General features: G+C 35.8%; 18 protein-coding genes. 5 read left to right on the top strand and 13 right to left on the bottom strand.

Features of this window, described 5'->3' with window-relative positions:
• Positions 1-4: 4 nt before the first annotated feature.
• A complete protein-coding gene (locus B0I22_RS07690; protein WP_133944093.1) occupies positions 5-2,083 on the bottom strand; it encodes a hypothetical protein in 2,079 nt (692 codons plus the stop codon).
• A gap of 159 nt (positions 2,084-2,242) precedes the next feature.
• Positions 2,243-2,446: a hypothetical protein gene (locus tag B0I22_RS07685; RefSeq protein WP_133944092.1), complete on the bottom strand. Its 204-nt coding sequence runs from the start codon at positions 2,444-2,446 to the stop codon at positions 2,243-2,245.
• Positions 2,447-2,505: 59 nt separating this feature from the next.
• Here B0I22_RS07685 and B0I22_RS07680 point away from each other — a divergent pair, with 59 nt between their 5' ends.
• The 3 genes from B0I22_RS07680 (at position 2,506) to B0I22_RS07670 (ending at position 6,696) form a co-directional block, all read left to right on the top strand.
• On the top strand, positions 2,506-3,102 hold the full coding sequence (locus B0I22_RS07680; RefSeq protein WP_133944091.1) for a hypothetical protein: 597 nt from the start codon (positions 2,506-2,508) through the stop codon (positions 3,100-3,102).
• A gap of 720 nt (positions 3,103-3,822) precedes the next feature.
• Positions 3,823-4,650, top strand: a complete 828-nt coding sequence (gene ygiD, locus B0I22_RS07675; RefSeq protein WP_133944090.1) for a 4,5-DOPA-extradiol-dioxygenase — start codon at positions 3,823-3,825, stop codon at positions 4,648-4,650.
• 873 nt (positions 4,651-5,523) lie between these two features.
• Entirely contained in the window at positions 5,524-6,696 is a 1,173-nt protein-coding gene (locus B0I22_RS07670) for a peptidase associated/transthyretin-like domain-containing protein (RefSeq protein WP_133944089.1), read from the top strand.
• Positions 6,697-6,790: 94 nt separating this feature from the next.
• On the opposite strand, the gene B0I22_RS07665 is transcribed toward B0I22_RS07670, so the two are convergent.
• The 7 genes from B0I22_RS07665 to B0I22_RS07635 all read right to left on the bottom strand — a co-directional run bounded on the left by B0I22_RS07665 (position 6,791) and on the right by B0I22_RS07635 (position 12,503).
• A complete protein-coding gene (locus B0I22_RS07665) occupies positions 6,791-7,237 on the bottom strand; it encodes a GNAT family N-acetyltransferase (RefSeq protein ID WP_133944088.1) in 447 nt (148 codons plus the stop codon).
• Positions 7,186-7,830 carry a hypothetical protein gene (locus B0I22_RS07660; RefSeq protein WP_133944087.1) on the bottom strand — a complete coding sequence of 215 codons (645 nt, stop codon included), beginning with the start codon at positions 7,828-7,830 and terminating at the stop codon, positions 7,186-7,188. Before B0I22_RS07660 ends, B0I22_RS07665 begins: the two co-directional genes overlap by 52 nt.
• 68 nt (positions 7,831-7,898) lie before the next feature.
• Positions 7,899-9,386 (bottom strand): histidine ammonia-lyase, encoded by a 1,488-nt coding sequence (gene hutH, locus B0I22_RS07655; protein WP_133944086.1) that lies wholly within the window; start codon positions 9,384-9,386, stop codon positions 7,899-7,901.
• A gap of 81 nt (positions 9,387-9,467) precedes the next feature.
• Positions 9,468-10,811, bottom strand: a complete 1,344-nt coding sequence (locus B0I22_RS07650; RefSeq protein WP_133944085.1) for a metal-dependent hydrolase family protein — start codon at positions 10,809-10,811, stop codon at positions 9,468-9,470.
• 247 nt (positions 10,812-11,058) lie between these two features.
• A complete protein-coding gene (locus B0I22_RS07645) occupies positions 11,059-11,301 on the bottom strand; it encodes a lysozyme inhibitor LprI family protein (protein ID WP_133944084.1) in 243 nt (80 codons plus the stop codon).
• An 18-nt stretch (positions 11,302-11,319) separates the two neighbouring features.
• Complete coding sequence (locus B0I22_RS07640) at positions 11,320-11,850, bottom strand: YfiT family bacillithiol transferase (RefSeq protein ID WP_133944083.1); 531 nt, start codon at positions 11,848-11,850, stop codon at positions 11,320-11,322.
• The gene (locus B0I22_RS07635) at positions 11,850-12,503 is read right to left on the bottom strand and encodes an SGNH/GDSL hydrolase family protein (protein ID WP_133944082.1); all 654 of its coding nucleotides are present in this window, start codon (positions 12,501-12,503) and stop codon (positions 11,850-11,852) included. Before B0I22_RS07635 ends, B0I22_RS07640 begins: the two co-directional genes overlap by 1 nt.
• Before the next feature lie 82 nt (positions 12,504-12,585).
• On the opposite strand from B0I22_RS07635, the gene B0I22_RS07630 reads away from it, so the two are divergent.
• Positions 12,586-12,831 (top strand): VF530 family protein, encoded by a 246-nt coding sequence (locus B0I22_RS07630; protein ID WP_133944081.1) that lies wholly within the window; start codon positions 12,586-12,588, stop codon positions 12,829-12,831.
• 3 nt (positions 12,832-12,834) lie between these two features.
• Here the strand turns inward: B0I22_RS07630 and B0I22_RS07625 are convergent, their stop codons facing one another.
• From B0I22_RS07625 to B0I22_RS07615, 3 genes are read right to left on the bottom strand one after another with little or no spacing between them, the layout of a single operon-like run.
• Complete coding sequence (locus B0I22_RS07625; protein WP_133944080.1) at positions 12,835-13,212, bottom strand: YchJ family protein; 378 nt, start codon at positions 13,210-13,212, stop codon at positions 12,835-12,837.
• A gap of 9 nt (positions 13,213-13,221) precedes the next feature.
• The gene (locus B0I22_RS07620; protein ID WP_133944079.1) at positions 13,222-13,602 is read right to left on the bottom strand and encodes a DUF2255 family protein; all 381 of its coding nucleotides are present in this window, start codon (positions 13,600-13,602) and stop codon (positions 13,222-13,224) included.
• A gap of 58 nt (positions 13,603-13,660) precedes the next feature.
• On the bottom strand, positions 13,661-15,757 hold the full coding sequence (locus B0I22_RS07615) for a M3 family metallopeptidase (RefSeq protein ID WP_133944078.1): 2,097 nt from the start codon (positions 15,755-15,757) through the stop codon (positions 13,661-13,663).
• A 406-nt stretch (positions 15,758-16,163) separates the two neighbouring features.
• Here B0I22_RS07615 and B0I22_RS07610 point away from each other — a divergent pair, with 406 nt between their 5' ends.
• Positions 16,164-16,694 carry an SRPBCC family protein gene (locus B0I22_RS07610; RefSeq protein WP_133944077.1) on the top strand — a complete coding sequence of 177 codons (531 nt, stop codon included), beginning with the start codon at positions 16,164-16,166 and terminating at the stop codon, positions 16,692-16,694.
• Positions 16,695-16,748: 54 nt separating this feature from the next.
• Here B0I22_RS07610 and B0I22_RS07605 read toward each other — a convergent pair whose 3' ends face one another.
• Positions 16,749-19,574 carry an alpha-amylase family glycosyl hydrolase gene (locus tag B0I22_RS07605; RefSeq protein WP_133944076.1) on the bottom strand — a complete coding sequence of 942 codons (2,826 nt, stop codon included), beginning with the start codon at positions 19,572-19,574 and terminating at the stop codon, positions 16,749-16,751.
• Between the last annotated feature and the right edge of the window lie 405 nt (positions 19,575-19,979).

Here is a 19,979-nt window from a genome sequence, read left to right as displayed (position 1 = left end):
AAGATTAATGTAAAAACTTGTTTTTCCAGCTGATGCTGTTGGGTTGTATTGTAGGAAAGAAATTATCATCTGGCGTATCAACAATTTCTACAGTTTCCGGATCTAATGGAATAAAGTTTTTTTTACGCTCCATTCCTGGAATAAAAAAACCGTTCTTTAGCTGTGGCTTTGGCTGGTGAATGATGTTGATTCTTTGCAGTTTTCGTTCCTGCAATCTTATGAAGCCCTCAACGCTTGCAACGTATGCAGATTGTAGTTCTCTAGCTTTGTCCTGTTCTGGAGTTCTTTCCAATTTTGCCCTGTTGTATTTCGGCATTTCCTGCACCTCGCAAATAAATCTACCTTGATAGTACGCTAATGCTTTTAGGACATTTCCGGAATTGTCATCCAGCCAAAAAACATCAATCTCCTTTCCTTCAATTGTTTTGAGAGCTGTGATCAGATCATTCCCTAAACAGATTTCGCCATTCATTGCAATTGCTCTGTCTTTTCCTTGCAGTTTGATGTACCCTCTGTTACAAGATGTTTTTTGTGGATATCCCAGATGTGGCAAAATTGCCTGCCAATTTGTCGGCTTCAATTCCGGATGCTGATTGTCCAAGAAATACTCCCAGCGTGTTTTTGTGGGATCATTTGAATGTGGCGAATTGTTCCATTCAAAAAGATCTTCGATTCCGTTCTCAATAATTTCATCGTATGGAATCATCGGAACATTTTCAGAATTAGACTGGTTAGATTCTGATTTTGCTGTAGGACGGGCTAACCATCCATCACGTTTTTTTTCTATTCCATATCGTAGCGCCCCAAAATATCGCTCAATTCTTTTACCTCTTGCGTTATTTGCTTCGATTCTTACATTTTGGAACATATACCCATCTTGCAGAAAAGTATTCGTAAAACTGCTATTTAATGAGTTTTCGGCTTCAAGTTCATAAGGTAGATTCAAACCCCATTCCGTGTAGTTCCGTATCAGCTGGCGATAAAAATTAGTGATAATTCCCTCTTTTGATTTTCCGTAAACAAAGACCGTAAAACATTCTGATGCTAGATCAATCCCATTGTAGAACCACACTCTTTTTCCTGTAAGATCTTTGAAAGGTGGATTCCTGTCATCAATGGATATAATTGATCCGGCAAACTTTGGATGTTCCAATTGATGATGTGGTTTGAATTGTGACATATATTTCTGACGGTTTCCGGATCTCTGTTTGTAGGAAGCGGATTTGTTTTCCCATTTCATCAAATAAACTTTTACGGTACTTTCTGAAAGCGTTGGATATTCTTTGGGATCATAGACCTCTCCAGTATCTTCATTGTAAACCTGTGCATAACCATTTAGAAAAGCGTCATAAGCTCGATGTATTTCGGATAGGCTAGGTTTGTGTTTCATAGTTGTAAAAAGACCGTTTAAAATGGTTAAAACCCTATCGTCTACTTTCAAAGAATTTGCCTTGCGTTTTCCGTCCACATCTTTGATGATTGACAAATAGTTGTATTGGAATGTTTTTCCGTTGTATTTAAATTCGGTATCAAAGGCTTTTAAAGCTTCTTTAAATCTCGTTGGGTGTGTTGGCAGGTTGTGAGTCGGCATTTTCTTTCTTTCCAGATATTCATTAAAACTATTGCTCTCATTGCACAAAATTGTATTGATTCCTTTCAGCGACATATTAAGCTTTATCCTTTCTATTATGTGATTTTCTCGTAATTGTATCAGTGCTGTCATAATGCTACTATTTGTAATATATCGCTGTTGTTCTGCTGGTATCAGAGAATTACCGTCTGGTCTTCTAAACATCGTGTAAAAATCTACAGCATTGGAATCTGTTCTGTAATAATTCTGTAGATTATGCTCTACTTTGCGTGGATCTCCCAAAAGCTTTTGAACGTGTTCGGGAAGAGAATCAAAATCTATGATGAGCTTCATTTTCTTACCTCCACCACGTTGCAGGGCTTTGATTCCGTACTGTTTATTTCTGTCACGGCTTACAGTTGCTGATAAAACATTTTGACTGCTCCAAAATTCAGGAACCAGTTCAGCAACTGTTACAGCGACTTTGTCGGTGTTGTTCCAAAATTTCGGCATCACACTAATATTTTATTATTGTAAATTCTTCTTGTAGTGAAAGCAAGTAAGCCCCAAAAACAAATATGCTTTGTTCTTTCTTCGATGCAATTGCTGTACAATGCGTAATGTGTAGTTGTTGTTTGTGTATGGATTTTTTTCATTGGGAATGTTTTAATGTTAGTCCTCAGTAACTGCTTTATATTCAGTAATTATTTTTTCAGCTTCTGTAATCACTTTCATCTTGTTATTCATTCTACATTTTTTACCTTTGAAAATATTATCAATGGTTCTGGTAGTCAGTCCGGTTCTTTTTGAAAGTGCAACCATACCTCCAAGAGGTAGATTGTTTTTTAAATCGGTAATTTTCTTGTTATTTTGCATTTTATTAAATGTTAAGTACAGAGCAAATATAGAATAAATTTTACCTAACTAACAAATAAATGAGTATTATTTTACCTACTATCAAAGACAGGGTATTGCATATAGCTGAAAATAAAGAAGTTAGCAAGCAAGAATTTTTTAGAAAAACTGGATTGAAGTATAGTAACTTTACAGGAAAATCTAAGGAAAGTGATTTAAATTCGAAATCAGTGGCGGAAATTTTACTTAAATACCCTGAAATAAATCCTATTTGGTTAATAACTGGATTTGGAGAAATGGAAAATCGTAGTGAGGAAGAAAACCACAAAGACGAATCATTAAAAAGTTTGATTAATGCTCAGTATTTCAAGGCAAAAGATTTAACACTTTTATTAAATGATAACATAAAGTTTATTTATGTTTTAGGCAGAATTTTGATAAAGAATAATTACAAGTTCTCCCAACAAGAAAAGAAAAAGATACTTTTTTACGATAAGCTAAATAAGGAATATGAGAATGTAGGAATGGGTAAAACGGCGTTGGATTTAGAGACTTATAACCATTTAGAATTTTTAGTTAGAGAAGATTTATTTGGCTTCGTCAATAATCTCATTATAAAAGCGGATGAAGTTTTGGAACTTGATATAACTTTTGAATTAGATAAATTGTTTGACTAATTACATTATACTGACTTGCTACAAGCGCAATACACATCACTTTTACTTTGACTCCTCTATTAAATCTCATTTAAAAGCTTAACAAACAGCGATTTAATAGCTTTTACAAGATGCTAGCTATTGTAATTATCTTTCATTTGATGGCGTTTTTGTGCTTTTTTGTATATTTTTTTGTTGATTATAGTTTGTTTTGATAATGTTTAAAAACTATACTTTGTTAATGCAAGTGTTAACCCAAGCGTTAATGCACTATACTTTTAGAATAAATAAGCAGGATTTTGAGACAACTCGGAAAACTGGTAAAAATCAGCAAAAGATAAAGCCTAAAAACAACGTTAATAGGCTTTGTATAGTACAATAAGACTGCTAAAAGGTAATACAATCTTATATCGTTTAAAAGATGGTTTATTATGGCTTTTTAATAGTATAAAAACTGTAGTAAATGGTATTAGATTTCAAAAAATTTACATTTTGCGCAATCCTCTATTTTTGGCTTTTTTGGTTTGAAACCCTATTAATAAAGGCTTTTTTTGGCTTTTTTATATTCTAATCATTTATTTACATTTAGCTATCCCCATAATAAATGGAGGAAGTAATTTTAATGAAATTTTCAAATCATTTTCTCTTGTCATCCTGAGCGGAGTCGAAGGAAGGGTTGGGGTAAAAAAAAGATTTGAAAATACATTTTACATCAATCCATTTTACTTTTTACAAAAAAAAATGAACCTCAACGACCTTTCCAACATCTCCGATAACTTCAAAACCACACAAAAAATGCCAGCCCTTTTCCTCGGGCACGGCTCTCCGATGAACGCCATCGAAGAAAATATCTTTGTGCAAGGTTTCCGAAACATCAGCAAAGAGATCCCGAAACCGAATGCCATCATTTGCATTTCGGCACATTGGTTTACCGACGGAACATTTGTCACAGCAATGGAACTTCCGAAGACCATTCACGATTTTGGAGGTTTTCCGCAAGCTTTGTTTGATGTTCAATATCCCGCAAAAGGAAATCCAGAATTGGCAAAGGAAACTGCAGAATTATTGTCTCCTGTTTTGGTAGAAGAAGACCACAATTGGGGATTGGACCACGGCGCGTGGTCGGTTCTTCGGCATCTTTATCCCGATGCAGATATTCCGGTGATTCAGCTGAGTATTGATTATACAAAACCACCACAGTATCACTTTGACTTAGCAAAGAAATTATCCAAACTCCGCGAAAAAGGAATTCTGATAATTGGAAGTGGAAACATTGTTCATAATCTTCGACTAATCGACTGGAAAAATATCGATACCGTTGGAGCTGGCTGGGATTGGGCAATCGAAGCTCGAGAGAAAACCAACAATTGGCTTTTGGACGACGATTTCCAAAAGTTAATTGATTATCAAAAGCAAGGTTCGTTTTTACAACAAGCAGTTCCGACTCCTGACCATTTTCTACCACTAATTTACAATCTTGGTTTGAAGGAGAAATCAGAAGAATTATCATTATTCAATGACTCGTTAATTGGTGGCTCATTAAGTATGACGTCATTAAGAATAGGATAAATTTTTCCCAATGCTCCATCGGAGCAATCTGTTAATAGAATATCAGAAATAAACATACAAAAAGCTCCGTAGGAGTGACCTGTGAAGTACATTTCTTATCAGGTCGCTCCTAACGGAGCTTTAATGTGATGATGGATTTTTATTCTTCTATTAACAGTTCATCCCGCTGGGATTTTAACAACTCAGATTAAATTATTTGTTTAGAATTTTTTCGCAATGCTCCATCGGAGTAATCTGTTAATAGCAACATCAGATATAAACATACAAAAAGCTCCGTAGGAGCGACCTGTTAATCACATTCAATAGCAGACCGTTCCTACGGAGCTTTAATGTGATGATGGATTTTTATTTTCTATTAACAGGTCATCCCTTTGGGATTTTAAAACTTAGATTCAATTATTTAGTCGAGGGATTCAATTAGTCTGTTGTTGCAAAAAAACATTTGTTAATTGCGTTCAATCGTACAGTTGACATAACCAACTGCTTAGTTGAGGTGGTCAATTACTTAGTTATGTCATTCAACTAATCAGTTGAGGCGTTCAACCATTTAGTTGGTGCAGTCAAGTAGTTAGTTGAAGCAATCAACCACTTAGTTGAGGCGTTCAAGTAGTTAGTTGAGGCAATCAACTGCTCCGTGAAGACAATCAACCATTCCGTTGAAGCGTTCAACCACTCCGTGAAGGCAATCAAGTACAATTTGTTGCATTTCAGTGGTATGGGTGTTTCGAAAAGTTTATCTAAGCCGAAAGAATAATGAATCCTCACTAATTTGCTTTAAATTTCTTCATTTTGAATATTTAAAAAGAGATTATAAGGATTTTGCGTGGCGAAATCCCTTTTTAATTTATTAAATTCGGAGTTCAAATATTTCACGTGAGGTTTTTACAGTTTTTAATATTCGTTTTCGGGTTTTCAATTTTATATTCCCAGACTATTTCAGGGAAAATCCAGACTGAAAGTGGTTCAGCTATTTCTGATGTCAATGTCTATCTGGATGGAACCAAGATTTCAACAGTTTCCATTAATGACGGAAGTTTCCAACTGGATGTTCAAGGTCAGAAAAGTGGAAACCTAATCTTCCAAAAAGACAACTACGAAACCAATATTTTCCCACTGAATCAAGCGATTGGAAAAACTGTAAAAGTGATTATCAATCCTCAGAAAGAAATTGACGAAGTCGTTATCATTCCTTACACAGAGCAGGATTACAAAGATTTTATCAATTATTTTCTGGACAAATTCCTTGGGTTTGATAGGGAAGGAGCTACGATTAAGAATCAACGAACGCTTAAGTTTTCTTATGACAGAAAAAATCAATTTCTGAAAGTGAAAGCGCCACAAACTTTGATTATTGAAAACAAGAATCTGGGTTACACGATTCAGTACAATCTTATCAATTTTGAAGCAGATTATAAAAAGAAAACGACAAGCTATCTTGGAACTTCATTTTTTAAAGAAAATAACAGTAAGAAAAATACCATTCTGAATCGGATGAATGCGTACAAAGGCAGTCTGATGCATTTCCTGCGAAGTCTTTATCATAACGAATTGGAGAAAGAAGGTTTCATAGTAAATCACGCTAAAAGAATAAAAAATCCTTCATACCCAACAGAAGTCGAACTGCAAAAACTTCAAGACCATTTCGAAATTGTGAAAGCTCAGAGAATCTCCAACGTTCCTTGGACGGATGAGTTAGAAGCTATTTCCCAGAAGAAAAGTAAAAATCCCGAATTTGTAATGGCGATCCTCAAAACAAAAATCAAAGAATCTGAGTTTACAAAACGAAAAGATGGAAGATTGTTTTTAGATTTCGAAGATTTGTTGATGGTGAATTATCAAAAGTATTTTTACGAAATCAAGAAAGGCGAATTTGTAAAAGCCAGTACATTTTCTACACAATCTTCAATCCTTCATCCCGAAGCTTTGGAGTTTGAAGTGTTTCCTGAGGGTAATACTTCAGAACCGGATTTATTAATTTTGGAAGAACATTTTTCTAATCAGAATGTTTCAAAAATGCTGCCTTTGGATTATCAATTTGGGAATTAATTAAAGATTTTAGTTCCTCGCAGATTGAGCTAATTGCAGATTTTTTAATATTAATAATCAGCTAAATCTGTACAATCAGCGAGAGAAAATAAATTTATAATTCTTTTTCGAAACAAATACTATTCTCAATTCCAATGTATTGTCCGTAATTAGGGATGACTTTGTATCCATATTTATTGTAAAGAGCAACCGCTTCGGTTTGTCTTTTTCCGGTTTCAAGAATGGTTTTTTCGTAACCTAATTCTTTAGTCCAAGTTTCTAATTCAGTTAAAATTTTAGAAGCCAAACCTTTTCCACGTTTCTCCGGAAGTGTGAACATCCTTTTGACTTCCATCGATTTTGAATCTAATTCTTTTATTGCTCCAATTGCAACCGCATTGTCATTATCGAAAATCACGATGCAATTTTTAAGCATATCAATTTTGTTGTATTGATGATAGAAAGCGTGTTCTTCGCCATCCATTACAGCGAGATATGCATCAAGTTGTTTTACGAGGTTTTGAAAGTCTGGATTTTCGGACGTTGTTCTGAGGGTTTGCATTGACTCAATTTTTTACTTCTATTATATTTCCTAATTTTTTTATTTGTTTTAAGCTCTTCAACTTTACAGGTTCCATATGCTCCATTATAATTTTTGTAACAAACAAATGGAATTTGATTTGAAAATGTATTAGAGATTTCTTTAATATCAATTAATGAAGTAATAAAATCATTAAGCTCTAAATGTTTTTTAGCTTCGGAAATGTCATTGCAACAAGTTGCGTATGATTTGTAATCATAAAAATTGAAATTTTTAATTTCATAAATAAACAGATTCCCATCAAATCCACTTTCCCATTTAAGATTTGGAAGATTGAAATTTTCATCAGTTATTTTATTGTAAATTTTCTCTGTTTTTTTTCTATCTAAAACAAATTCTTTTCTGAAATAATTCTTTTTAATATTTGTGTCTTCAACGGAAAAAATTAGTGAGCCAAAGATTTGGTCTTCATTTTTTTTAATTTCAAGAACATAACTATCTGTCCAAAATCTAAAAATAAATTTAGAATCAATGTTTTGTATTTCGGAAACTTTAAAGAATTCGCATCTGTCTTTTTGATACTTAATAAATGTTGAATCACTATCTTTTGTCATAACCAAATTTGATTTTTGACAAAAAATATTTATTGATACAAATAAAAATAAATAGCAGATTTTTCTCATTAATTCACTACAAATTTTCTCTCCCTAATCAATTCAGCAATTTTCAAAATATCTTCGCCTATTAATCTGTCATTCTCCAGTTTCGGAACTACAGAACGAATGATAGCATAATTTTTCTCAACAATCTCAGAGCAAACTGCAGGTCGTCTAAATTCCAAACCTTGCGCACCAAACATTAATTCGATTGCCAATATGTTTTCAAGATTTCCAAGAATCTGATTGAATTTTCTGCCAGAAATACTTCCCATAGAAACGTGGTCTTCTTGACCTAAACTTGTCGGTATAGAATCTGCTGAAGCTGGGAAACAAAGCGTTTTGTTCTCTGTAACCAATGCAGCGCTTGTATATTGTGGAATCATAAAGCCGGAATTAAGGCCAGAACTTTCTATTAATAATTTAGGTAAACCGTATTTTCCTTCCAACAAAAGATAACTTCTTCTGTCAGAAATATTTCCTAATTCTGCCGCAGCCAATGCGCAATAATCTAATGGTAAAGCCATCAACTGTCCGTGGAAATTACCGCCGGAGATAGATTCTTCTGCACTCAAAATAATAGGGTTGTCTGTTACAGAATTCAGTTCTGTGTCTGCCATTTGTTTTAAATGTTCAAACGCATTTCTGCTCGCACCGTGAACCTGCGGAACACAACGCATAGAATATGGGTCTTGAACTCGGTCACAGAATTCGTGAGATTTTAAGTTATCAGAATCTTTAAGGAAATTTCGCATTCTTTCTGCCACTTTTCTGCTTCCGTCAAACGGACGAATGTCGTGCAATTCTTTTTTGAAAGGACTAGCAGAACCTCGGTAAGCTTCCAGGCTCATTGCTGCAGTCAAGTCTGCCAAATCCAAAAGATATTCGAATTTTGAAAGTCCAATAATGGCGTGAGCTAAGATGAATTGCGTTCCATTGATTAAGCCTAGACCTTCTTTTGGCCCCAATTTTAATGGCTGAATGTTATGTTTTTCAAGAACTTTTGATGTCTCAACAGTCTGATTATTTTCCCAAACCTGACCTAATCCCAAAAGAGGCAAAACCAAATGTGCTAAAGGCGCCAGATCTCCTGATGCACCCACAGAACCTTGCTCCGGAACAACTGGAATGATGTCTTTTTCCAACATCAATATCAAACGCTCAATCACTTCCAAAGAAACACCCGAAAACCCTTTCGACAAAGCGTGAATTTTGGCAATCATCATTATTTTCGAAATATTCTTGTCAATCGGTTTTCCAACGCCAACAGCGTGAGAAATAATCAAATTGTGCTGAAGTTGCGCTGTTTCCGATTCTGATATCTTGGTGTCGCAAAGTGGTCCAAATCCTGTATTGATGCCGTAAACTGTTCGGTCAGAAGCTACAATTTCTTGAACATTCTTTTGCGATTTTATAATTTGTTCTCTTGATTTTTCACTGAGTTTTGCAAGGGAAGGATTTTTTGCTATTTCCAAAACATCCTGATAGCCAAGCGTATCGATTCCGTAAATCATTACTAAAAAATTTTGCCTAAAAATACACTTTTTAGGTAAGAATTTAGAAAAGTAGTTTAATGAATTATAACTTGTTTGTAATTAATTTAAAGTATTTTTATAGATTACGCCATCTTTCATAATAATCAAGAATTTGTTTTCGGGATCTGCAACTAAGTTGATTTCCTTCAGGGGATTTCCATCTACAAGAATCAGATCGGCATAAGCGCCTTCCGTAATCTGTCCTAATTTTCCTTTTTGGTATGGATCTCTTTTTCCACTCATTCTTAGAAGTTCTGCATTGGTAGAAGTAGCCATTTTCAAAATTTCGTACGGCGTGTACCACTGTTTCATCTTGGCAAGTTGCTTCCCTTGTTTCTTTGCCAATTCTGGATCGAAGAGGACATCTGTTCCCCAAGCGGTTTTTATTTTGTACTTTTTGGCGAGTGCATAAGCTGTTGCAGTTCCTTTTGTCATTTCGATTTGCTTGAGTTTATAAGGCGATCCAGCTGGAAGTGGATTAGCATCTTCGTCATCCAAGAATGGTTGCAGGCTCCACCAGATTCCTTTCTGCGACATTAGTTTTGCAGTAGCTTCGTCTGCTAGTTGACCGTGATCAATACATTTTACGCCCGTATCTATTGCCGTTTTGATGGCTAAAGGAGTGTAAGCGTGCACTGTAACATAGGTGCCCCAATTTTCTGCTGCAGAAACTGCGGCTTCAAATTCTTTACTGGTATATTGAGTGACATCTAGTGGGTCATAATCTGAGGTCACGCCTCCGCCGGCCATCAATTTGAGCTGTGTTGCACCTTGCCTTAGTTGTTCTCTTGATCGTAATAAAACAGCATCTGAGCCATCAGCGACAGCTACCATTCCGTTTCTTTCGGCATAGGATAGCTCCCCGATCTTTCTTGGAACATCTGTTGGCAGACCAAAGTCGCCGTGTCCGCCAGTTTGTGATATGAAAGCACCACTGGAGTAAACTCTAGGTCCTGTAACTAATCCCATATCGATGGCTTTGGCAAGCGATAGTGAACCTCCGCCAAGATCTCTAACTGTAGTGAAACCTCTCAGTAATTGCTTTTCTGCAGCTTTTGCGGCAAGCAAATTCAACATCGCAAAATCTGAGGTCATAGCCTGCATTTTCGGAACAGATTCGAATAAAAGATGAACGTGAGCGTCTATCAAACCTGGCATTAGGAACTTTCCTTGTCCGTTTATTATTTTGGTAGCTGCTGATCGGTCGGTCGCAATGGAAGACTGCGATATTTTCGAGATGATATTGTTCTCAATTAAAACATTCCCTTTCACAACTTTGTCATCAATTCCATTGAAAATCTGAACGTTGTTGATTAGGATTTTTGTGGGCTGGATTTGAGCATTGGTTTTAATGCACAAACTTGATACTAAAGTAATAGCAAAAAGTAGATGTTTGGTTTTCATAGAGTTATTTGTTGTAGTGGGAAACAATTTTCCTACAAATACATTTTTTAACAATATGAAAATAACATTTTAGTGAAATATTTGATTTTTATTAGTCAAATTGATAATCATAATCTTTTATTTGTAACGCTCTTTCCTTTACGATTTCCAATTTTTTATTCTCAGCAATTACATAAAACATTGTTCCTTTTTTGATGTCAAAATAATATTTGTCAATCAATTTGAATTCTAAATCACGGAAAAGAATCTAGTTTCTTTGCGCTTCCACCAATTCCTTTTTTCCATTTTTCGTCAGTTTTTGGCTTAATGAAAGATAAGATTTATTGAGTTCTTTGTCCCAAGAATTACGTGCAGAAGAGACGCAACTTACCTGACCAGCCGTAGAATTTCTTTGACTTAAACATTTTTCTAAATCGGCATCAATTTTATTTTGAGCCAACGAAATAACATTGATTAAAAACACAAATAAAATAGAGATTGACTTTTTCATAGTTCGATTTTAAAGTTTTCAATTCAATCTCAATTTCTTCGCCTGACAAATGTGCACCAAATGATGCTGACAATGCCAACTGTAAATCAAAATGTTTTCTTTCAACGAAATCTTTTCAGATTGTTCGGGATGAATGAATTCTTTCTTCAAATCTTCGTCAGACAAATTTTTCAAAATGAAAACCCATCTTTCGTGCAACGATTCCAGCAACTTCAAAGAAACAAAAGGCGAAAGTTTGCTATCCGGCAATTCTGCCCAAAGACTTTCTTCGTAAGGTTTTATCGTAGGAAGATTTTCCGTCAACGCTAATTTGAATCTCACATAACTATTGATGTGACTGTCCGCGCAATGATGAACAACTTGAGAGATGGTCCAGCCTTCTGGTCTGTATCTTAGTTTTAAATCCTCTTCATCCAGATTTTCGATTTCAGCTTTTACAAGATTGGGAAAGTTTTGAATTTCAGAAATGGCAGAATCGATGATTTCTCTTGTGATTGGTTCTGGCTTTACGAATTTTCCGATTGGAAATTTTAATGCTTCGAGATTCATTATTTCAAATTTTTCATCAGAATGGCTTCCATTTTTTCGTAACCCAATTTGTTCGGATGGATTCCATCTTCTGCAATTTCTTTTGGTAAACCGTTTTTGTCGTCTTTCAAAGGCGTGTGATAATCGATGTAAATGATTTTGTTTTTCTGAGCGTAATCTTTTATCATTTGATTCAGTGCAATCACTTTGTCGGCGGGATTCATTCCTTTTCTCCAAGGGAAATCGGAAGCGGGAAGCGCCGAACACAAAACGACTTTGAGATTGTTTGCTTTCGCCAGTTCTACCATCGAAACAATATTCCCGAAAATTTTATCCATCGAAATCGGACCTTGATTTTCCGCAATATCATTGGTTCCAGCGAGGATAATCACGCGTTTTGGTTTCAATAAAATCACATCTTCCCGAAATCTCAAAAGCATCTGCGATGTCACCTGACCACCAATTCCTCTTCCGACAAAATTATTTTTGGTGAAAAATTCCGGGTCTGTGGCAAACCAGCCTTCTGTGATTGAATCGCCCATCAATACAGAGTTTGGGGTTGTAGTTTTGGATTTTACTTCTTGATTTTGTTTTTGATATTTGCCGAAATTGGCAAAGTCCTGAGCGTGAGACATTGTAGAAAATAAAAGGATAATAAAAGTTAGGATTTTCATTTTTTCTGATTTATAATCAAATATATGAAATCTCGACAATCAGAATTTCTGTTTGTGAATATAAAATCAATAATTTTACAAAATGGAAAACACTTCGAAAGACCCTTTGCACGGAAAAAGACTCGACGCAATTTTGGAAGAATTGGTGGATTACTACAATGGCTTCGAAGAGTTGGGAAAGCAAATCAACATCCGATGTTTTAATGCGGACAACCCAAGCATCAATTCCTCATTGAAATTCCTTAGAAAAACCGATTGGGCAAGAGCGAAAGTGGAAAGTTTGTATCTCTATGTTTTGAGACAGAAAAAGAAAAAAGGTTTGTTGTAAACCTTAATCCAAAAATATTCCGCTCACATAATACCAGCGATTCTGAATCGTTTTGAAGGTCGATAACTCGTGATGAACTTGCGGATTTCCATCTTCATCCGTATAAAATGCTTGGAATTCCACCTTGTTCATTGATGGCGTATCCAAGATTTCCAACTTTGTCCAGTCGTTGATTTCGCCCCATTCCTGCAGACTTTTTTTATTATGAAATTTCCGTTTTCCAGGCGACGTAGTTTCCCAAAGATATTCACCATTTGGAATGGCAAACGCCGAAAAACGTGAACGCATTAGAGCTTCCGCAGTTGGCGGGAATTTTTCTTTTGTGTGATAAAGGTGACAACAATCTTCGTAGGATTTTCCGGAACAGCAGGGGCAAGTCATTGGATAAGATTAATTTTCATTATTAAGAATTACAAATTCCATCGTTTTCTCAACGTGTTCTTTTTCCGTAATTCCTTTTGCGTAAAATGCGTTGTCTCCAGAATCATATTTTTGAAGATAAGCTTGATTGATTTTATTTTCGATATCGGCTAAATCCGATGGAATCCTAGCTTCAATCTTGTAAATTGTCTCTCCACATTTTATCTCGCCAAGATTGTCCTTCAGAAAAGTATTGTACCAGCTTCTTTCGGCAAATCCCCAAGAGCGTGCGAAAATTCGGTTTTCAAAAGTTACCATCCAGATTTCCAAGAATGACTCTCTTTCTTTGCCAGCTTTTATGCCAATAAGATTATGAGAATCAATATATTCGATTGCGTTTTTGTTTTTCATTTTTTTATTTTAATTAAATCTTCAAGGTTTCAAAAACCTTGAAGATTTAGAGTTAATTTTATCCAAAAGCTCGCTTCAGTAAACTCTCCACTTTCGGTTCGCTTCCACGAAAAGCTTTGAACAATTCCATTGGGTCTTTGGTTCCGCCGGAAGAAAGAAGGATTTTATATTTTGAAGCGATTTCTGGGTTGAAAATGCCATTTTCTTTGAAATACTGGAACGCATCTGCATCCAAAACTTCCGCCCATTTGTAAGAATAATAACCAGCTGAATATCCACCTTGGAAAATATGTGAAAAACTCGGTGCAGTCGCCGTTTCCGGATTCAAAGGATAGATTTGTGTTGCTTTTGTGAAATGATTTTCAAATTCTTTGACGTCCGTTACTTCGTGTTCTGAAACGCTTGAATGAAAAGCCATATCCAACAACCCAAGACCAACTTGTCTCATCGTCTGATAACCTTCCATAAAGGATTTGCTTTGAGATAATTTCTCGATTTTTTCGTCGGGTAAAATTTCGCCTGTTTGATAATGTTTGGCGAAAGTTTTCAGAAATTCTGGTTCGTAACAGAAATTTTCCAAGAATTGAGAAGGCAATTCTACAAAGTCCCATTTCACCGATGTTCCGGAAAGATTTGGATATTGAGTATCTGCCAAAATGCCGTGAAGTGCGTGTCCAAACTCGTGGAATAATGTCGTCACTTCTTGAAAAGTCAACAAACTTGGTGTGTCTTTCGTCGGTTTCGTGAAATTACAAACCACAGAAATATGCGGACGAGAATTTTCTCCGTTTTGTTTGTACTGATTTTTATAACTCGTCATCCAAGCGCCGGCACGTTTTCCTTTTCTTGGATGATAATCTGCGTAGAGCAGGGATTTGTATTTAGTTGTCGGTTGTTGGTTGTCGGTTGTCAGGCTGAGGTTCTCGAAGCCTTTTTCATTTCCATCTTCCAACTTCTGACTTCCAACCTCAACAATTTCGTAGGTTTTCACATCATCGTGATATTTCTGAACATCATTGATTTCTTTAAATTCCAATCCAAATAACTTTCCGGCTAATCCAAAAACGGCTTCCTGAACTTTCTCCAATTGGAAATAAGGTTTCAGTTCTTCATCATCAATATCGAATTTTTGTTTTCTTAATTTTTCAGCGTAAAAAGCGTGGTCGTAACTTTGAATTTCGTCTATTCCATCGGCTTTTGCTAAAGTTTTTAACTCTTCGATTTCCTTTTGGGCGTAAGGTTTTGCTTTGTCGAGAAGTTCGTTTAGGAATTCGAAAACTTTTTCCGGCGATTTTGCCATTCTTTCCTCTAAGACAAAATTTGCATAATTTTTATAACCTAATAGTTCCGCTTTTTCCTGACGAAGTTTTACGATTTCTTTGATGAGATTTTGATTATCAAATTCTCCGCCGTCAAAAGATTTTTTTCCGTTTGCTAAAGCCAATTCTTTTCTGAGTTCTCGGTTTTCTGCGTAAGTCAATGCAGGAAGATAACTCGGATATTGAAGTGTAATCACGTAACCTTCCAAACCTTTTTCCTTTGCATCTTCTTCGTATTGCTCAAGAATCGCTTCCGGAATTCCTTTTAATTCTTCTTTGTTTGTAATATGTTTGAAATAAGCATTGGTCGAAGCCAAGGCATTTTGTCCGAATTGTAGAGATTTGATAGACAAATCCATATTGATTTTTTCCAGTTTCTTTTTGTCTTCTTCATTCAATAATGCTCCGCTTCTTACAAAACCTTTGTAAGTTTCGTTGAGTAGCATTTGTTGTTCCTCATTCAATGACAAATTGTCTTTTTGGTCGTAAACGTTTTTGATTCTTTCAAATAATTTTTCGTTTTGAGAGATTTTGGAAGAGAATTCTGTCAAAAGTGGCGAAACTTCCTGAGCGATTTTCTGAATTTCGTCGTTGGTTTCCGCGGAATTAAGATTGAAGAAAATGCTGGAAACTCTGTCCAATTGTTCTCCGGAAAAAGCCATTGCTTCAATCGTATTTTCGAAAGTTGGCGTGTCGGGATTGTTTGTGATTTCGTCGATTTCCTTTTCAGCGGTTTTCACCAATTCCTGAAATGCGGGAAGATAATGTTCTTCTTTGATGTCGCTGAAAGGGGATGAGGTATATTTTGTATTGAATTTTTCTAAAAGTGGATTCATAATTTTAATATGGAATTTTATTTTTTTTTCTGTGCTTCGAGAGCCTCAGCAGGACAACGTTAATATGATAGTGTTTTTAGATTGTTACGCTGTTTAGCCTTGTCAAGGTTTCAAACCTTGACAAGGCTTTGCGACTGTTTGTCAGGCTGAAGCTCTCGAAGCCTTTTCTATTTTGGTTGAAATCACAAATTTAGTACCTAAAGTTGAAAGTATGACAAAATTGCGCCCCGGCTTGAGCGGAAATCCTTTTTTGCTTGTACTCAAGTTCTTTTTAATCTGAAATCGTCAGCAAAAAAGATTGGGAGCGGAAGACGGATTAAGGCGCCCAAAATAAATATTGTCTTAGGAAAAGTTTTTGTATTTAAATTCTTTTTAGATTTGTTTTAAACTTAAACTATTCTTAATTATGAAAAAATTTCTGAAAATTATTGGCGTGATTCTAGCGATTTTTGTTGCTTATTGTGCCATCGCAATGTTATTTTTTGACAGCAAATGTCACAATGAACAATCGATTGTCATCAATGCGCCTAAAGAAAAAGTGTGGCAAAATGCCAATTCATTGAAAGCTTTCAACAATTGGAATCCTTGGATGAAGTACGACCCAAATGTGGTAGTGACTTACAAGGGAACGAGTGGGGAAGTGGGTGATAGTTACCATTGGAAAGGGAATGATGATGTGGGAGAAGGTGAGCAAACGGTGACGTCTATCGTGCCAATGGAAAAGATTTCTTCTGATATGCACTTCATCAAACCGATGGAAGATGATGCGACGTCGGATTTGATTTTTGCTTCGGAAGGTGCCGGGACGAAGGTGACTTGGTCTCTTGATTATGAAGTAGAAACGGTCTTCAAACCGCTGAAACCTGTAATGACTTGGGAAATGAATAAGTCATTCTCGGAAGGTCTTGGAAAACTGAAAGCGCTTTCTGAAAAATAAAAAATCGCCCCGAAATATTCGGGGCGATTTTGTTTTAGCTAAAATATTATTGTGTTATTTCACAATCAATTTTGAAACTGCCAAACCTTCGTCAGATTTCAACTGAACCATATAAACGCCGGAAGCCAATCCGTTTACAGAGAATGTTTCGTCTCCTTTTGCAGATTTCACTCCGAATGTTTTTACTAGTTTTCCGTTGATATCGAAAACGTTAATTTGTCCGTTTTTCGCTTTGTTGTATTTGATTTTCAACAATCCGTCTGTAGAAGGATTTTGAGTAATTTGAAGTGATGTTTTGTTGATATCAATCTTCGTTTCATCTGTTGCCAAAGCTGTTTGGTTACCATAGATTCTGAATTCTCCCGGCTGAAGAACGACTGTAGTAGAACCACTTGCAGACATAGATGTATTGTTCATCAAGTTGTACCAAGTCCCGGAATATGGGAAGCTAGGCGTTACCGTTTGTGCAGAAGTGGTGAAGTTGGCAACCACGATGACGTTTTTCAAAGAACTTGCTGGCAAAGCATCATTCCAAACATAAATTTTTGGTAATAAGTTTCCAGATTCTACTGTGAAAGTAGTTGTATCAAAAACTTGACTTGACAATCTGATTTGTAAGATTTTTGCCCAAGTGTCGTAGATTGCTTTTCTCTCAGCATTCGTGTCGTATCCTAAAGAGAATGCAACTGGTTTTGGAGACGTTCTACAATCGTTGTTGATGGTTCCATTTTCACATCTGTTGATGCTGAATTCGTAACCTAATTCTCCAAATTGCCAAATCATTTTTGGTCCTGGAACAGTGAAGAAAACTGCACCAAATGCTTTTTGTCTTTCTAATGCTGTTGAAAGGTTTGTTACAGTTCCGTTTCCGTAGGTAAGGTTTTTGAACATTAATCTTTCCTCATCGTGGCTTTCTCCATAAGTTACGTTTCTTCTTTCGCTGAACTCGTGGTTTCTGAAATCTATTCTGTTGAAGTTGCTGTTTGAGTCATAACCCATTGTGTTTTGTCCAAATGGTCCAGTTACGTTGTCCCACATCATCACACCTTTTCCTTCATTCAGTTTATAGTTTGCCCATTCTTTTTCTTCTTGATTTCCACCTAAGTGTTCAAAAATGATGTAAGAAGTTGGGTCGTGTGACCATTGATTGTCTGAGTATAATTTCAAAACATCCACTCTGTCTTGCTGGTAAGAACCCGTACAACCTTCGTCTGAAGAAGTACAATTTTGAGTAAATCCTTTAGTCAAATCCCAACGGAATCCATCAATTTTATATTCTTTGATCCATTGTTCCAAAACTCTGTTGACATAATATCTTGTATCTGGTTTTGAATGGTTGAAGTCATTAAACACATTATAAGTATGCGTTGGCAATTGGTTGAAATATGGATTGTTAGACGCTGTAGATCCGTAGCCTGTTCCAGATGGATCATTCATCCAAAGTCTTTGCAGTGGTGATCTTCCTGTTGCGTGGTTTAATGCAATATCCAAAATAACGGCAATTCCATTTTGATGACATTTATCTACAAATTCTTTGAATTTTTCCGGTGTTCCATAAGTTTTATCCAAAGCCATATGGAATCCTGGATTGTAACCCCAAGAGTTGTTTCCATCAAATTCCATAATTGGCATTAGCTCGATAGCGTTCACGTTCAATCCTTTGATGTAAGGGATTTTGTCAATCATAGACTGCCAGCTTTGCTCTGCCGTGAAGTCTCTTACAAGCGCTTCATAGATAATAAGGTTTTGTTTTGCTGGTTTTTGGAAGTTGGTCACCGTCCAGTTGTAAGCCGGTTTTGCGGTTTGGATTACAGAAACATCGAATTGTTGTCCTGCAGGATATTTCATTGTAGTTTGAAGCTCAGGATACACTGCAGATGAAATCCAAGGGTCATCATCCGGAGAAAGTACCAAAGTAGAATACGGATCCGCCACTTTCACACCATCGCTGGTTCTGTATTGGAATGTGTAAACTTGTTGAGGTGTCAATCCTGTGATTTCTATCCAATAGATATTAGCGTTGTTTGTATCCTTCTTCATCACATAGTTAGAAGAAATCTGCCAGTTGTTGAAACTTCCAATCACGTGAACATAGCTTTTGAAAGGCGCATACAATGCCAATCCAACTTTTGTAGGGTCATTCGGATCGTAGCTAATTCCTTGTCTCATATAAGCCGGCATTGTAGCAGACTGAGGCGTAGGTGTAGGAGAAATACTGAATTTTGAAGTCAAAACAGTTCCGTCTGCAACACTTGTCGCTTTCAGTTCCACTTGTGTATCAGCGGTTACGTTCAGAACTTTCAAAGTAGAAGAAACATTGGTCGCTGTGTGGATTACCGTTCCGTTGGCTTTAATCTCGTAGTTTGCCGGAAGCGAAGTGCTGTAAGAAATCGGATAATTTCCGCCAGAAGCAATGAAATTAACCGTGTTATTTCTAGGCGTTGTATTCACAAACTGGAATCTTCCAACTTCTGAGTACAAGTTTTGAGATTGCCCGTTTCCTGTTTTTGTTTTTACCAAAAAACCGATTCTACCTAGGTTTGTTCTGTTGTAGAAAGTAGAGGGAACAAAAGTGATTGTGTAGGTATCGTTTCCTGCGTTGTACGTCAACTTGTTCGCTTCATTGGATGAATTCCAAGTTCCGTTTGTAGGGCTGTCCAGACTATTAGCATCATTAGCATCATACGACCAAGCCCAAAGATAAAGAGCATTATTGGTGACTCCCCAAGTGGATTCGTTGATACTATTTCCAGTAAAAGTAATGGTAATCGACTCATCTTCGTTGAAAGCAACGGGATTGATCGAATGCGTGACGGTCTGCATCTGCGCAAATGCGGTGATTGCAATGAAGAATGCAATCAGGTTGTAAAATTTTTTCATTGGTCTATATATAAGGTTTTAAATATATCACTTTTTAAGGACTTAGAATGTGTTTTTTAATTTTTTCAAAATTTAAAATTAACTAATTGATTGTGAGTGTTTTGTGTATTTGTTTTTAAGATTATTTTTAATTTTTAATCTGAAATCAGTCAACTCAGTTAACCCAGAATTAACATTCAGTACACATATTGTTCAGGTTGAAAATAATTGTTTTTTATGTGTATTTGAAAAAATAAATGCAATAAATTTTTATATCTCGTATATTTTTCTATATTTTTACAGCTAAATAAAAAACAATAAACAGTTATTTTAATTAAATGATTAATGTTAGGTTTTTGTTCGTAATATTATTTTATAATTAAAGTTTTTTTTATTAATTTCATTTTTTTATCTTTCAATCAATAA

Source organism: Epilithonimonas xixisoli (assembly GCF_004365655.1).
In the GTDB taxonomy this organism is placed as follows: Bacteria; Bacteroidota; Bacteroidia; order Flavobacteriales; family Weeksellaceae; genus Epilithonimonas; species Epilithonimonas xixisoli.
Note: the sequence above shows the minus strand (reverse complement) of the source record. Positions and strands in the feature narration are given on the sequence as shown.